The organism is Pseudomonas sp. MT3, assembly GCF_054720805.1.
Map to the genome: position 1 here is coordinate 40528 of NZ_JBTVPY010000030.1, position 13593 is coordinate 54120.

Sequence of the window (13593 nt, forward strand, 5' to 3'; positions counted from 1 at the left end):
CAGAGGTTCTGCTATGCTGCTCGCCCGAACCAAGGGAAGCACCATGCAACTGATCGACATCGGCGTCAACCTCACGCACCCGAGCTTTGCGCCGGAACGTGAAGCTCTCCTCGCCCGCGCGTTCGACGCCGGAGTCGCCCAACTGGTGCTCACCGGTACCAGCCTGGACGACAGCGAGCAAGCCCTGGAGCTGTGCCGGCGACTGGACGAAAACCAGCGCCTTTACTGCACCGCGGGCGTCCACCCGCACGAGGCCAGCCACTGGAACGGCGACAGCGCCCGCACCCTGCGCGGCCTGTTGAAGGAAGACCGGGTGCGCGCCGTCGGCGAGTGCGGACTGGACTTCAATCGCGACTTTTCGCCACGTCCGCAACAAGAGAAAACCTTCGAGGAACAACTGGCGCTGGCCGTCGAGTTGCAGAAGCCCGTGTTCATCCATGAACGCGACGCCGCCGAACGCCTGCTGGCGATCCTCAAGGATTTCCGCGACACGTTGCCCGCCGCCGTGGTGCATTGCTTCACCGGCGAGCGCCGCGCGCTCTACCGCTACCTCGACCTGGACCTGCACATCGGCATCACCGGCTGGATCTGCGACGAACGCCGCGGCACCCACCTGCAGGAGCTGGTCAGGGAAATCCCCGTTGGCCGGCTGATGCTGGAAAGCGATGCGCCCTATCTCATGCCGCGCACGCTGCGGCCCAAGCCCAAGCACGGCCGCAACGAACCGGCCTACCTGCCGGAAGTGCTGGCCTGCGTGGCCCAACATCGCGGCGAAAGCCCCGAGCAGGTGGCCGCCCACACCACCGATTGCGCACGGCGCTTCTTCGATCTTCCAAAGGTGTGATGCCGCTCTCAAGATTACCGCCCAGCGGCCGTTAACCCCGGTGTGGAAGGTGGCTTGATCCCCATCAGTAGCCAGCCTTCATCCTTTTCACGACAATGGCGGCGCATTGCCACCATTCGACCGACAAGAAGACCATCATGGCCGCCTGGATCCGCGACATTTCCCTCAAATACAAATTCTGGGCCGTAAACGCGGTCACCTTTTTCACCACCCTGCTGCTGGTGCTGTTCGCCATGCACCAGGAGCTCGATGCCCGTAACCAGCAGGCGCGCCAGGGCGCCGAAGCCCAGGCTCGTCTGCTGCAGGACTGGCCTGCCGCCACGCCGCTGCCCGGCAGCGCAACGCTGGTGGGCTTCGCCGCCGGCAGCGCACCGCAGGTTCCCGGCCTGGACGCCTCCGCCCTCGCCCGCGCCAACGGCTGGGTCGACCTGCAAGGCGCCGAAAGCCGCCTCGGCCCGCTGGCCGGCGCCTACGTCCAGAACCTGAACGACGGCCAGCGCGTCGCCGTGCTGGCACCCGGCGCCAGCCTCTGGAGCGTATTCGAGGACCGCGCGCCGGCCTACGCGGTCGCCGTGCTGGTGCTGATGCTCGCGCTGCTCGCCGCCTCGCAGTTGCTGATCCGCTTCATCCTGACCCACCTGCTGACCCTGCGCGACGTGATGCTGCACGTGGAAAAGAGCGGCGACCTCTCCGCCCGCGTGCCGCTGGAAAGCCGCGACGAAGTCGGTCAGATGGCCACCGCCTTCAATGCCATGCAGGCGGGCTACCAGCGGGTCGTCAGTACCGTCGCCCAGGCCGCCGGCCGCCTCGACGAAGGCGCTCGCAGCCTCGCTGCCAGCATGGGCCAGGTGCGCCAGGGCATGCTCGGCCAGCAGAGCGAGACCGACCAGGCCGCCACCGCCATCAACGAGATGTCCACCACCGTGCACCACATCGCCCAGCACGCCGCCGACACCCGTGACCAGTCACAGGAAGCCGACCGCCTCGCCGGCAACGGCCAGCAAGTGGTCGGTCGCGTCGGCCAGTCCATCGCCGGGCTGTCCCAGGGCGTGCAGCAGACCGCCGAGATGATCCAGCAACTGGCCCAGGACAGCCACAAGATCAGCAGCGTGGTCAGCGTGATCCACGGCATCGCCGAACAGACCAACCTGCTCGCCCTCAATGCCGCCATCGAGGCCGCCCGCGCCGGCGAGATGGGCCGCGGCTTCGCCGTGGTCGCCGACGAGGTGCGCAACCTCGCCAAGCGCGTGCAGGACTCCACCGACGAGATCACCCAGATGATCAACGCCCTGCAATCCGGCACCCGCGACGCCGTGGAGTTCATGCAGGAGAGCTCGATCAAGGCCGACGGTTGCGTCGAGGAAGCCCGCGAGGCCGGCGAGGCCCTGGCAGCCATCGCTTCGGCCGTGGCGCTGATGCGCGAGAGCAACACGCAGATCGCCGTGGCCGCCGAACAGCAGAGCCAGGTCGCCGAGGAGATGACCCGCTCGGTGGTCGGCATCCGCGACGTCACCGAGCTCACCGTGCAGCAGACCGTGGATTCGGCCGGCACCAGCCATCAACTGGCGGACCTCGCCGGCGAACTCAGCCGCGCGATCCGCCAACTGCGCCTGTAATCCCTATCGACCGCATAGCCAGCGCCGATTGGCGCCGCTTCCCAGCCTGGACCTAGACTTCGAACAGGTGCCCGCCGCCCGCGGCGGGTCCGTCTTCGTACAGGAGCGCGCTCATGGCCAAACGTCATCCCAACCTGCTCGCCTGGCAATGGCGGGGCTATGCCGCCAACCACCGCAACCCCACCAACCTGGCGCTGCACATCCTCGCCGTGCCGCTGTTCATCCTCGCCAGCGTGATCCTGGTCAGCAGACTGCTGCGCCTGCACCTGAGCGGCGTCGCCCTGGGCGTGATCGGTATCGTCGCTTCGCTGGCGATCCAGGGGCGCGGGCATAAGCTCGAGGAACAGCCGCCGGAGCCTTTCGCGAATCGCCAGGACGCCATCGGCCGGCTGCTCGCCGAGCAATTCATCACCTTCCCCCGCTTCGTGCTCAGCGGCGCCTGGTGGCGCGCCTGGCGAAATCGCAAGCGCTGACGGGGGCGCGGCATTTCGGCCATTCAAGACAGCCGGGCATTCGCCGATATAATCGTCGAAATTACGTCACGAGCTGTCGAGATGTCGGTTTTTCGTCATTTTTTTGGCTTTTCAGTCTGCCTGATTATTGGCAGCCAGGTATCGGCGAGCCAGCACACTCCCCGCCCCGCCGAACGTAAGGTGCTCACACTGGAAATCGCCAGCCACCCCGAGGCGACCCGGCACCTGTCCCTGCCGGCGCTGGAGCGTCTGTCCCACCGCACCTATGCCGCCATGCTCCCGGAGGAAAGCCACATCTCCCACTGGCAGGGCGTTCCCCTGAGCCTGCTGTTCGATGAGGCCCATCTTGAGACATCCCAACGCCTGCGCATCGACGCCCTGAACGACTACTCCGCGCTGATCCCCCTGAGCGACCTGAACGCCTACGAGCCGATCCTCGCCTATCGCCGCGATGACCGTTACATCGGCATCAGCGAGCGCGGCCCGCTGTTCATCATCTATCCGCTGGTACGCCACCCCGAGTTGCGCACCCAGCTTTATTTCAACCGGACCGTCTGGCAGGTCAACCGCATTACCCTGGAGTGATCGCCTTGCCCCCTCAGCCTTCCGGGCGTCGCTGGCGCCGCTTGACCTTCATCGTGCTCTGCGTGCTGATCGCGGGGCTCGCCCTGGGCGCCTGCGCCGCCCTGCTGCTGGTCAACCAGCATGCCCGCCAATTGGCGCATCCCAACGCGCACGGCGAGCTGTGGCAGGCGTATCAGGTGCGCGCCGAACTGGAGCGCTCGCTGGACACCGCCCAGGCCGTGCTGGATGGCCGCAGCGACAGCGACGCCCTGGCCACCCGCATCGAAGTCCTGGTCAGCCTGCTGGCGCCACTGCGGACCTCAACGGTCTTCAGCCATCTTGCCGAACCACGGCCGGAAACCCGCGAAACGCTGGAGCAGCTCGACCGGCTCAGCGCGGACTGGGCCGGACGCGCGCCCTGGGGCCAGCCCGCAGCGGCACGGACGATCGCCCAGGAGATGCTCGGCCGGCTGCCAGCGCTGCTCAAACCCACCCACGACCTCATCGTCGCCACCCACATCGCCCTGACCAACCAGCTCGACGAGGAGCGCCAGGACCTGCAGCACGCCTTCATCCTGCTCGCCTGGGTACTCGTCGGCCTGGGCCTGTGCTGCGTGCTGCTGATCCGGCGGGTCATCGCCAACTCGCGGCGCAAGCGGCGGCTCACCCAACGCCTGAACGACCTCAACCAGTCCCTGGAAAAGCGCGTGGAGCAGCGCACCCAGGAACTGAGCGAACGCAAGGCGCTGCTGCGCTACATCCTCGACACCAGCCCCAGCGACGTGGCGCTGCTCAACGACCACGACAGCCACGCCCATTACGTCAGCCCGAGCCTGCTGCAACGCACCGGCGCGGACGACGACAGCTTCAACCTCGCCCGCCTGTTCGACGACCCCGATGAAGAAAGCCGCTTCCGCCAGGCGCTCGGCGAGCTCGGTCGGCTGGATGGCTGGGAAACCCGGCTGGCCGGCGATCCGCCGTACTGGGCGGTGGTCTGGGCACGCCAGTTGAACGTCGAAGGGCAACCCGCGTCCCTGGTGTGGAGCTTCGACATCCAGCAGCGCAAGGCGCTGGAACAGGAACTGCGCCTGCTCGCCAGCACCGATCCGCTGACCGGCCTGCAGAATCGCCACGCCTTCGTCAAACGCGGCGTCAGCCTGCTCAAAGCCGCCCAGCGCTATCAGCGCCAATGCTCGGCGCTGATGTTCGACATCGACCACTTCAAGCGGATCAACGACAACCACGGCCATGCCTTCGGCGACACGGTGCTCAAGGCCGTGGCCAGGGAGTTGAACCACGGCCTGCGCGAGATCGATCTGCTCGGCCGGCTGGGCGGCGAGGAGTTCGCTGCGATCCTCCCGGAAACCGATCCGCAACAGGCACTGCGGGTCGCCGAACGGCTGCGCCGCGCCGTGCAGGCACTGTCCTTCAATGACCAGGACGGCAGCGAGCTGCGCCTGACCCTGAGCATCGGCGTGGCCGAGCGCCTGCCCGGCGAGGTGCGCCTGGAGGACCTGCTGGCCCGCGCCGACCGCGCCCTCTATCGCGCCAAGGCCAGCGGCCGTAACCGCACCGAGCGGGCGCCGGGCTAGCCGAAGATGGTCGCCGTCTGCCGGCTGATCGCCAGCAGACGGCCGTCGGACGCCCAGCAATGCGCGGCGATGTGGCCATAGCCATCGCGTGCGTGTTCGATGGTCGCCCGGTACTGGCACCAGCCGTCGACGGGCATGTCCGGCTGTGGCTGGATGAACTCGATGGTCCAGGTCAGCGAACTGGACGGCGCCGGGCTCTTGAGGTGCGGCAGCGTCGCCGGCGGCCAGGCGTCGATCAGCGCCAGCAGGTGCGACACCTCCATCGACGCAGCGCCCACGCCGTCACCGCGAAAACGCATCCAGCCGCCCATTTCGACCTCGCGGCTGGAGGAGAACGGCATGTGCCCACGCGCCCAGCGCATGGCGATGTGCTGGGTGAAGGCCGGCATCAGCTTGCGGATGAACGGCAGTTCCTGGCAATGCTCGGGCTCCTGGAAGCCGGGCGCCGGCAGATTCTCCACCTCGACGCTGGAGCTGCGCGACTCGCCGAAACTGCCCTGTACCAGCGCCACCACCTGGCCGTTCTGCACCGCGCGGCAGAACACCTGGCTCACCGACTTGCCCTCGCGCAACGCCTCGGCCTCGAAGCTCACCGGTGTTTCCACCTCGACCGGGCCGACGAAGGTGATCGCCAGCGAGCGGACCGGCCGCCCCGCCTGGGTCACCGCGCGCATCGCCTCGTAGGCCGCCGCGGCCACCAGCCCGCCGAAGCTCGCCCGGCCCTGCGCCCAGGTCGTCGGGATCACCACGGAACGCGGTGCGGCGCGCACCGCCTGAAGCATTTCGGTGAAAGTCATGGATCGCTTCCAGTGTGGGTTCGGGCAGCGATCTTAGGCCGAAGGCCGGCATGCGCACACCCTCCAAAGCGCTGTTCGCTCCAGAAAAAATGACGCGTCATCAACGCCTTCTATGGTGTCAGCCCAGGGCTTTCTGCAGGACCTCGAGGCTGTCGTCGGCATCGCGCTCGGCGAGGTCGTGGAGGGCACTCCAGTGTGGCTGCAGCGGCATCAGGTCCAGCTCGCGCTCGCTGCGGATCAGCCACTGCTCGTAGTCGTGCCAATCGCCCAGGGCCGTCTGGGCATTCTTCAGCGGTACGAGCAGGCGCTGCGGCACCGCCGACTCCTCGGGATAGGCCTCCAGCGAATAGCGCACCCGCTTGATCAGCAGGCGCAGGCGGTGACGGTCGTGCGCGGGGTCCTTCAGCGCCAGCCGCAGCTTCTGCCACTCCTTGGCCAGGCGCTTGCGCACCTTGCCGTGCAGGCCGCCCAGCACGGCATGGCGTTGCGCCGTGCGCCACAATTGCGGCCAGCCATCCAGGCGCATCAGCAGGCGATCCCACTGCGGACTGGCGAGCAGCGCGATGTAGCCCGACAGCAAGGCCGGACGGCGTAGCGCCGCAGCCTGCTCGTAGCCTTCGGCCTGCAGGACCGGCAACAGCACCTCCAGGTCGCGCAGCGGCCCGCTCAGCCGGCCCACGTCGCCCAGCGACTCTTCCAGCTCATCGATGCCCGGCATCCCGCGCACCGGGTGCAGCAGGCTGCGCAAGCGCCGCACGGCGATGCGCAGGTCATGCAGGGCTTCGGGGTCGGAGCCGGCGCTCAGACGGGCGGAGGCGGAAAACAGCGCGACCTCCTGCTCGATCAGATGAGTCACCAGATAGTCGCTGAAGGAGGACACGGCAGGCTCCGCACAGTGGGATGAGCTATCAGGTTAGTTGGCGTGCGGCCGCCGGCAAGTGACCGGCGTCATGCCTCAACGCCGGCGCCAGCGCCACGGCAATTCGCGCCGCAACCGCGCCAGGTGCGCGCGCAGCACCGAAGGATCGGCTGCGCCGCCGCCATAGCGCTGCGCCTCGAACGCCTCGCTGTAGGCGCGGATCGCCTCCGCCTGCGCGGGCAGCGCGCGCATCGCCCGGCCACTGAACTCGCGATGCCCCTCCCCCGCGTCACGGCGCAGGCCGTGCGGCGTCAGCAACTGCTCGAAGCGCTCGAAACTGCGCAGCTGGACATCTCGCCGACGCCGCCAGGGCTTGAACAGCCACAATGCCAGCGCGGCAAGCAGCGAGGCTCCGCCGCCCACCGTCAACAGCGCCAGCCAGGGGCTGTCGGGCGAGCCGAACCAGCGGCGGATCAGGTCGCCCTGCTGCTCGCCCTGATAGCCCAGTACCCAGCGCTGCCAACCGTAGTTGACCTGGTCCCAGGTCAGGCGCAGGCCGTTGAGCAGGCTGAAGCCCCGGTAACGCAGCGGCGAGAACGGATCGCCGGCGAGGAAACTGCCCTCGTCGCTCATCGCCTGCTCCAGGCCCTGCTCGATACGCTCGGGCGACACCGCCCCGGTTGGATCGACCCGCGTCCAGCCGCTGCCCGCCTGCCAGTACTCCACCCAGGCATGGGCGTCGAACTGGTGCACCAGCAGGTAGTTGCCGGCCGGGTTCAGTTCGCCGCCCTGGTAGCCCGTCACCACCCGCGCGGGGATTCCCGCCGCGCGCAGGACGAAGGTCATGGCGCCGGCGTAGTGCTCGCAGAAACCGGCGCGGGTGTCGAAGAGGAAGCCGTCGATCCGCTGCGGTCCGGTCGCCGGCGGCTTGAGCGTGTAGGCGAAGGGCTGTTCGCGGAAGTGCCGCAGCATGGCCTGCACCAGTTCCCGAGGTTGCCGGTACTGCTCGTGCAACACCCGCGCCCAGGCCCGCGCACGCGGGTTGCCGGCGGCCGGCAGGTTCAGGTTGAGGCGGAGGGCGCGGCGGTTGTCCGTGGGTTCGAGCAGCGCGCCCGGCCACGATGTCGCGTTGTAGAGCAGGCTCTGGCGCACCGGAGAACGGCGCTGGAGGCGAAAATCGCGCATCAGCCGGGCATCGTTCAGCTCGTTCTGTGCCACGTCGAGCACGAACAGCCAGCGGTGCCCGCTCGGCTCCATGACCACCTGATACTCCAGCGCCGCGCCCTGTCGCTGCCACTGCGGGGGCGGCGCCCCGGGGTTCTGGCCGGCCTGGGTCCAACGCTCGCCGTCGAAGTTCTCCAGGGTCAGCGCCCGCCAGTACAGCTGCGAGCGCGGCGGCGGCGTCCCCTCGAAACGGACGCGGAACGCCAGCTCGGGCGACTGGCTGAGTTCCACCATGTCGCCCGGCATCATCGAGTCGCTCAGGCCCGTGCTGGCCTTGCTGCCCGGCATCGGCAGCGACCACAGCGGCCCCAGGCGCGGGAACAGCACGAACAACAGGAGCATCAGCGGCAACGCCTGCAGCAGTAGGCCGCCGGCCAGGCGCAGGGTCGAGCCGGGACGGGCGGCGAAGTTGCTCTGCTGCAGGCCGATCAGTGCCGCCAGCAGCGCCGCCACTGGCAACACGCTGAAGGCGGCGGCGAGGATGTCATCCTGGAACAGGTAGCTGGTCACCACCGCGAAGAACCCCAGCAGGATCAGCACCCAGGCGTCGCGTCGGGTCTTGAGCTCCACCAGCTTGATGACGAAGGCGGCGATCAGCAGCACCACGCCGGCGTCCAGGCCGATCAGCGAGCCGCGCGACAACCACACGCCCAGCCCGGCGGCCCCCACCAGCGCCAGCTTGGCCAGGCCACTGGGATAGTTGGCGCGCATGCGGAACACCTGGATGCGCCAGAACGCGCAGCCCAGCCAGAGGCCGACGATCCACAGCGGCAGGTGCCCCAGGTGCGGGAGGATCACCACCGCCTGGGCCACCAGCAACCAGGTCAGCGCCACCCGGGGAATGGACTGCGCCGTGCTCATGGACGCTCCCCGAACAGCGCCAGCGCCCGCAGGCAGGCCTCGCGATGCGCGTCGCCGGTGGCGACCGGCAGTTGCACACCCGGCAGGCGCAAGCCGAACGGCTGCTGGCGCAGCGACAGTTGCAGCACCCAGTAGCACAGGCGCGACAGGCGGCCCTCGAGATCGCCGCCGAGCAGCGCGAAGTCCAGCCAGAGATTGCGTCCGGCCAACGCGGAGAAATCCTTCACCAGCAGCCCCTGGCCGCGGGAATAGGCCTTCCAGTGCAGGCGCCGGCGCGAATCGCCGGGTTGGTAGGCACGCAATCCCTGGAAGTCATCGACGCCCCGGCCGCTGGGTCGCACGCCGTCCTCGTCAGCGGCCGCCGCACCGCTGTCCAGCGGCAGATCGCTGGCGAGCGGGTTCGGGTAGACCAGGCCGGCCTGATACAGATCCAGCCAGCTCCAGGCCACCAGCAGACCGAGCGGAAAACGGCTCTCCACCCGCAGGCGCCCCGGGCGCAGCCAGCCGCGCCGCTGCGCCGGTATGTCCAGCCGCAGCGCCTCGGCACCCTCGGCCGGCACGTCGGCGAAGTGCAACTGCTCCGCCGTCCAGCCGATTCCGATGGCCTGGCGTGCACGCCCTTCCGCGTCCAGCCGCACACCAAAGCCCACCTGCTCGCCAACGAATACCGGCGTCGCGCCCAGTGCGGTCAGGCGCAGGCCGCCCAGGTTCCGGTAGGTGTGCAGGATGGCGACGATGAACAGCGACAGCAGCAGGAAGGTCAGCCCGTAGGCCAGGCTGTTCTGGTAGTTGATCGCCGTCAGCAGCATCAGTGTCAGCGCAACGCCGAAGGCCGCGCCCTGGCGGGTGGGGACGATGAAAATGCGCCGCTGGTTGAGTTGCAGCGTCGGTGACGGCGGAATCCGCCGGGCGATCCAGCTCTGCCACAACGGCCTGACCTTGACCAGCATGGCGAGCCCTCAGAGCGCCGGTACTTCGCGCAGCAACCACTGCACCAGCGCGCCACCGCCGTGCCCGGTGGGGTCGGCCTGGTCGCGCAGACGGTGCCCCGCCACCGACGGCAACACCGCCTGCACATCCTCGGGGATCGCATAATCGCGACCGGCCAGCAGCGCCCAGGCGCGCGCGGCGGCGAGCAGTCCCAGGCTGCCGCGCGGCGACAGGCCGAGGGCGAACGCCGGCTGGCTGCGGGTGGCCTCGACCAGGCGCAGCACGTAATCCACCAGCGCGTCGCTGGCGCGCACCTCCAGCACCTCGCCCTGCAGCGCCAGCAGCTCCTTCGGGTCGAGCATCGGCTCCAGGCGCGGCAGCAGGTCACGGCGCGCCTCGCCCAGCAACAGCGCCTTCTCCGCCGCGCGGCCGGGGTAGCCCAGCGACAGGCGCATGAGGAAGCGATCCAACTGGGACTCCGGCAAGGCAAAGGTGCCGCCCTGGGTCACCGGGTTCTGCGTGGCAATGACGAAGAACGGCTCGGGCAGCGGACGGGTCGCGCCCTCGATGGTCACCTGGCCCTCCTCCATCGCTTCCAGCAGCGCGCTCTGGCTCTTGGGGGTGGCGCGGTTGATCTCGTCGGCCAGCACCAGTTCGGCGAAGATCGGCCCCGGATGGAAGACGAACTGCCCGGTGTCCCGGTCGAACACCGAGGTCCCCAGCACATCGCCGGGCAGCAGGTCGGAGGTGAACTGGATGCGCTGGAAGCTCAGCCCCAGTACCCGCGCCAGGGCATGGCTCAAGGTGGTCTTGCCCATGCCGGGAAGGTCTTCGATCAGCAGATGGCCGCGCGCCAACAGACAGGTCAGGGCCAGGCGCACCTGCACCTCCTTGCCCAGCAGAACCTGATCCACCGCCTTCAGACAGCTCTCCAACTTGGCGCGCATCCTGACCTCTCGCTATAGGAAAACTCCGATCCTACTGGCCCCGCGCCAGCCGTCATAGGTCCGGACACATTTCGTCCCGATTCCTGTGACCCAGCGCTTGCTTCCACTGACGCTAGCGCCCCAGCAGCCGATCCACCAGCCAACTGGCCGCCGGCCCGGTCGGACGCTGCCGCGACCAGATCACGTCCACCGCCACCCGCCGCGGCCAACCGGCGACCTTCAGCTCATGCATACGGCCGCTGGCGAAACGTCCCACCATCCAACGGGGCAATTCGATCCAGCCGAAACCCAGCACGGCCATGTCCAGCAACAGCAGGTAGTTCGGCGCGCTCCAGCAGCGTCCGCCGAGCGAGGGCGCGGCATCGTCCAGGTAGGTATTCAGGCGCAGGGCGCGGAAGGCCAGCAGGTCCTCCTGCTCCACTCGCTCACGGCTGGCTAGCGGATGGTCGCGGCTGACGAACAGGCCGAACTCGGCCTGTTCGCTCAGGGTGGCCGAGCCGATGTCCGGCGGATACTCCCGCTGCGCCGCCAGCAGGCCCAGGCTGGCGCGCCCCTGGACGACCAGGTCGAGCACATCGCCGTGCTCGGCGATCAGCCATTCGAACTCCAGGTCCGGGTAGCGCGCATCGATCTCCGCCAGCCGCGCCTCGAACTGCGCCGAGGGGTAGGTATCGGACATCGCCAGCGTCACCCGCGACTCCAGCCCGCCGGCGAGCTGCTGGGCGAGCTGGCCGAGACGGTCGTTGGCCATCAGCACCTCCTCCACCCGCCCGAGCAGCGCGTAGCCGGCCTCGGTCAGTTGTGGTTGGCGGGTGCCACGGTCGAACAGGGGCAGGCCCAGGTCGATCTCCAGGCGGGCGATGGCTTCGCTGACGGTGGACTGGCTCTTGCCCAGTTTGCGCGCGGCGGCGCTGAAGGAGCCGAGGCAGGCCGCCTCGGCGAAGGCCTGCAGGGATTCGGGGGAGTATTGCATCGGTGGCGCCCTCTTCCATCGGTTTAACCGATGGTATCCAACTTATATCCAACCGGTCGACCGATGATAATGCGGGCGGAGTCGGCCCTGTCGCTATCTAGAGAATCGCTGTCTAGAGAATTGTTTACTGGAGAATCCCATGAGCCCGAACAAAACCCTGAAAGAGCGGATGTTCCATGCCGTCCTTTTCGAACTGCTGGCGGTCGCCATCTGTGCGCCGACCCTGGCCTGGCTGATGGACCGTCCCTTGGGCCACATGGGCGCCATGACCCTGATGTTCTCGGCCATCGCCACCCTGTGGAACATGCTGTTCAACGCCGGCTTCGACCGTGCCCAGCAGCGCATGGGCTTCACCCGCACCCTGCCAGTGCGCGTGCTGCACGCCTCGCTGTTCGAACTGGGGCTGATCTTCCTGCTGGTGCCGCTGGCCGCCTGGTGGCTGTCGGTGAGCCTGCTGGAAGCCTTCATCCTGGATATCGGCCTGATCCTGTTCTTCCTGCCCTACGCCATCGTCTTCAACTGGGTGTACGACGTGGTGCGCGAGCGCTGGGTTGGTCGGGCGCAGATGGCACAGGCCAATGGCTGACTGCCGTTGTTGTAGGAGCGAGCTTGCTCGCGAACGAGCTTCGCTACGGGGGCGGTTCGCGAGCAAGCTCGCTCCTACGAAAAGCGGGCCGCCAGAAACGAAAAAGCCCGCGCTGATGCGCGGGCTTTTTCATGCCTGGAGAAAGATTCAGGCCAGGCTGGCGACGATATCCCGCAGCGCCTTGGCCGGATCGGCGGCCTGGCTGATCGGGCGGCCGATCACCAGGTAGTCGGAGCCGTTGTCCAGCGCCTGGCGCGGGGTGAGGATGCGCCGCTGGTCGTCCTGGGCGCTGCCGGCCGGGCGGATGCCAGGGGTGACCAGTTGCAGCGACGGGTGCGCGGCTTTCAGCGCCGGCGCTTCCTGGGCCGAGCAGACCAGGCCGTCCATGCCCGCCCTTTGGGCGAGACTGGCAAGCCGCAGCACCTGCTCCTGGGGCTCGACGTCCAGGCCGATGCCGGCCAGGTCCTCGCGCTCCATGCTGGTCAGCACGGTCACGCCGATCAGCAGCGGCTTGGGGCCGTTGAAGGCTTCGAGGGTCTCACGGCAGGCACTCATCATGCGCAGGCCGCCGGAACAGTGCACGTTGACCATCCATACGCCCATCTCGGCGGCAGCGCGCACGGCCATCGCGGTGGTGTTGGGGATATCGTGGAACTTCAGGTCGAGGAAGACTTCGAAGCCGCGGCTGTTCAGGGTCTCGACGATACCGGCGGCGCAACTGGTGAACAGCTCCTTGCCCACCTTCACCCGGCACAGCTTCGGATCGAGCTGGTCGGCCAGCGCCAGCGCGGCTTCGCGGGTGGGGAAATCCAGGGCGACGATGATCGGGGACTGGCAGGCGGACATGGGCTCTCTCGGAGGTTGCGAAAAAATCGGCGCGTATTGTCGCAGAAACGCGCCGACTTCCGTAGCCCGCCCGGCAGGAATGCCCTGCCGGCTCAGGCGCTCGCACAGGCGAGCGAGCATCTCAGCAGGCCGCCGCCCCTCTCCCGCTCGCGCTGCTCACACGGCCCCTCGGCGCGGCGCGCGACCTTCGGCTCGGGCTGTGCGCGCCTGACAACTCCGCCCTCGCGGCGTATCGTTAAAGGCCACTGCCACTGTCGGAGACGGGATCATGCCCTGGTATGCCTGGTTGATCATGGCCCTCGCCCTGGGCTCGATTGTCGGGGCGCTGATGCTGCTGCGCGATACGGCGAAGAAGCTCCCGCTCACCGAGGAGCAACTCAGGCGCATCCATGAGCGCAATGCCGAAATGGACGCCAAGGACGCCGAAGAGAAACGCTGAACCTTTGCAAGTCACTGACTGATCAGCCAAAAACTGACGTCA

The 13593-nt window shown here is 68.2% G+C and carries 14 protein-coding genes; 7 read left to right on the forward strand and 7 right to left on the reverse strand.

From position 1 onward, the window contains the following. Nucleotides 1-43 precede the first annotated feature (43 nt). The 5 genes from ACYCAX_RS24020 to ACYCAX_RS24040 all read left to right on the forward strand — a co-directional run bounded on the left by ACYCAX_RS24020 (nucleotide 44) and on the right by ACYCAX_RS24040 (nucleotide 5089). Nucleotides 44-844 (forward strand): TatD family hydrolase, encoded by an 801-nt coding sequence (locus ACYCAX_RS24020; protein ID WP_460248991.1) that lies wholly within the window; start codon nucleotides 44-46, stop codon nucleotides 842-844. 137 nt (nucleotides 845-981) lie between these two features. Continuing rightward, the gene (locus ACYCAX_RS24025) at nucleotides 982-2460 is read left to right on the forward strand and encodes a methyl-accepting chemotaxis protein (protein WP_015477881.1); all 1479 of its coding nucleotides are present in this window, start codon (nucleotides 982-984) and stop codon (nucleotides 2458-2460) included. A 113-nt stretch (nucleotides 2461-2573) separates the two neighbouring features. After that, on the forward strand, nucleotides 2574-2933 hold the full coding sequence (locus ACYCAX_RS24030; protein ID WP_460248992.1) for an Mpo1-like protein: 360 nt from the start codon (nucleotides 2574-2576) through the stop codon (nucleotides 2931-2933). 180 nt (nucleotides 2934-3113) lie between these two features. Beyond that, a complete protein-coding gene (locus ACYCAX_RS24035) occupies nucleotides 3114-3518 on the forward strand; it encodes a putative pterin-binding protein (RefSeq protein WP_015477883.1) in 405 nt (134 codons plus the stop codon). Nucleotides 3519-3523: 5 nt separating this feature from the next. Continuing rightward, entirely contained in the window at nucleotides 3524-5089 is a 1566-nt protein-coding gene (locus ACYCAX_RS24040; protein ID WP_294973566.1) for a GGDEF domain-containing protein, read from the forward strand. On the opposite strand, the gene ACYCAX_RS24045 is transcribed toward ACYCAX_RS24040, so the two are convergent. The 6 genes from ACYCAX_RS24045 to ACYCAX_RS24070 all read right to left on the reverse strand — a co-directional run bounded on the left by ACYCAX_RS24045 (nucleotide 5086) and on the right by ACYCAX_RS24070 (nucleotide 11680). Continuing rightward, a complete protein-coding gene (locus ACYCAX_RS24045) occupies nucleotides 5086-5886 on the reverse strand; it encodes an acyl-CoA thioesterase (RefSeq protein WP_015477885.1) in 801 nt (266 codons plus the stop codon). The genes ACYCAX_RS24040 and ACYCAX_RS24045 overlap by 4 nt on opposite strands. A 118-nt stretch (nucleotides 5887-6004) precedes the next feature. Beyond that, complete coding sequence (locus ACYCAX_RS24050; RefSeq protein ID WP_015477886.1) at nucleotides 6005-6766, reverse strand: CHAD domain-containing protein; 762 nt, start codon at nucleotides 6764-6766, stop codon at nucleotides 6005-6007. A 75-nt stretch (nucleotides 6767-6841) separates the two neighbouring features. Beyond that, nucleotides 6842-8830 carry a transglutaminase TgpA family protein gene (locus tag ACYCAX_RS24055; protein WP_460248993.1) on the reverse strand — a complete coding sequence of 663 codons (1989 nt, stop codon included), beginning with the start codon at nucleotides 8828-8830 and terminating at the stop codon, nucleotides 6842-6844. After that, nucleotides 8827-9780, reverse strand: a complete 954-nt coding sequence (locus ACYCAX_RS24060) for a DUF58 domain-containing protein (protein ID WP_460248994.1) — start codon at nucleotides 9778-9780, stop codon at nucleotides 8827-8829. The genes ACYCAX_RS24055 and ACYCAX_RS24060 overlap by 4 nt, the downstream gene beginning before the upstream one ends. Before the next feature lie 9 nt (nucleotides 9781-9789). Beyond that, the gene (locus ACYCAX_RS24065) at nucleotides 9790-10707 is read right to left on the reverse strand and encodes an AAA family ATPase (RefSeq protein ID WP_015477889.1); all 918 of its coding nucleotides are present in this window, start codon (nucleotides 10705-10707) and stop codon (nucleotides 9790-9792) included. A 112-nt stretch (nucleotides 10708-10819) separates the two neighbouring features. After that, a complete protein-coding gene (locus tag ACYCAX_RS24070) occupies nucleotides 10820-11680 on the reverse strand; it encodes a LysR family transcriptional regulator (protein WP_460248995.1) in 861 nt (286 codons plus the stop codon). A 139-nt stretch (nucleotides 11681-11819) separates the two neighbouring features. Here ACYCAX_RS24070 and ACYCAX_RS24075 point away from each other — a divergent pair, with 139 nt between their 5' ends. Further along, nucleotides 11820-12266 (forward strand): multidrug/biocide efflux PACE transporter, encoded by a 447-nt coding sequence (locus ACYCAX_RS24075; protein ID WP_294973574.1) that lies wholly within the window; start codon nucleotides 11820-11822, stop codon nucleotides 12264-12266. Nucleotides 12267-12413: 147 nt separating this feature from the next. Here the strand turns inward: ACYCAX_RS24075 and pyrF are convergent, their stop codons facing one another. Then, nucleotides 12414-13112, reverse strand: a complete 699-nt coding sequence (gene pyrF / locus ACYCAX_RS24080; RefSeq protein WP_294973576.1) for an orotidine-5'-phosphate decarboxylase — start codon at nucleotides 13110-13112, stop codon at nucleotides 12414-12416. Between the two features lie 268 nt (nucleotides 13113-13380). Here pyrF and ACYCAX_RS24085 point away from each other — a divergent pair, with 268 nt between their 5' ends. Then, a complete protein-coding gene (locus ACYCAX_RS24085; RefSeq protein ID WP_015477893.1) occupies nucleotides 13381-13551 on the forward strand; it encodes a DUF2897 family protein in 171 nt (56 codons plus the stop codon). Nucleotides 13552-13593 lie beyond the last annotated feature (42 nt).

What these genes read in the sequence shown, in the direction of transcription:
- ACYCAX_RS24020 (WP_460248991.1), top strand. Translation starts at nt 44, where the DNA reads ATGCAACTGATCGACATCGGCGTCAACCTCACGCACCCGAGCTTTGCG.
- ACYCAX_RS24025 (WP_015477881.1), top strand. Translation starts at nt 982, where the DNA reads ATGGCCGCCTGGATCCGCGACATTTCCCTCAAATACAAATTCTGGGCC.
- ACYCAX_RS24030 (WP_460248992.1), top strand. Translation starts at nt 2,574, where the DNA reads ATGGCCAAACGTCATCCCAACCTGCTCGCCTGGCAATGGCGGGGCTAT.
- ACYCAX_RS24045 (WP_015477885.1), bottom strand. Translation starts at nt 5,886, where the DNA reads ATGACTTTCACCGAAATGCTTCAGGCGGTGCGCGCCGCACCGCGTTCC.
- ACYCAX_RS24055 (WP_460248993.1), bottom strand. Translation starts at nt 8,830, where the DNA reads ATGAGCACGGCGCAGTCCATTCCCCGGGTGGCGCTGACCTGGTTGCTG.
- ACYCAX_RS24060 (WP_460248994.1), bottom strand. Translation starts at nt 9,780, where the DNA reads ATGCTGGTCAAGGTCAGGCCGTTGTGGCAGAGCTGGATCGCCCGGCGG.
- ACYCAX_RS24065 (WP_015477889.1), bottom strand. Translation starts at nt 10,707, where the DNA reads ATGCGCGCCAAGTTGGAGAGCTGTCTGAAGGCGGTGGATCAGGTTCTG.
- ACYCAX_RS24070 (WP_460248995.1), bottom strand. Translation starts at nt 11,680, where the DNA reads ATGCAATACTCCCCCGAATCCCTGCAGGCCTTCGCCGAGGCGGCCTGC.
- ACYCAX_RS24075 (WP_294973574.1), top strand. Translation starts at nt 11,820, where the DNA reads ATGAGCCCGAACAAAACCCTGAAAGAGCGGATGTTCCATGCCGTCCTT.
- pyrF (WP_294973576.1), bottom strand. Translation starts at nt 13,112, where the DNA reads ATGTCCGCCTGCCAGTCCCCGATCATCGTCGCCCTGGATTTCCCCACC.
- ACYCAX_RS24085 (WP_015477893.1), top strand. Translation starts at nt 13,381, where the DNA reads ATGCCCTGGTATGCCTGGTTGATCATGGCCCTCGCCCTGGGCTCGATT.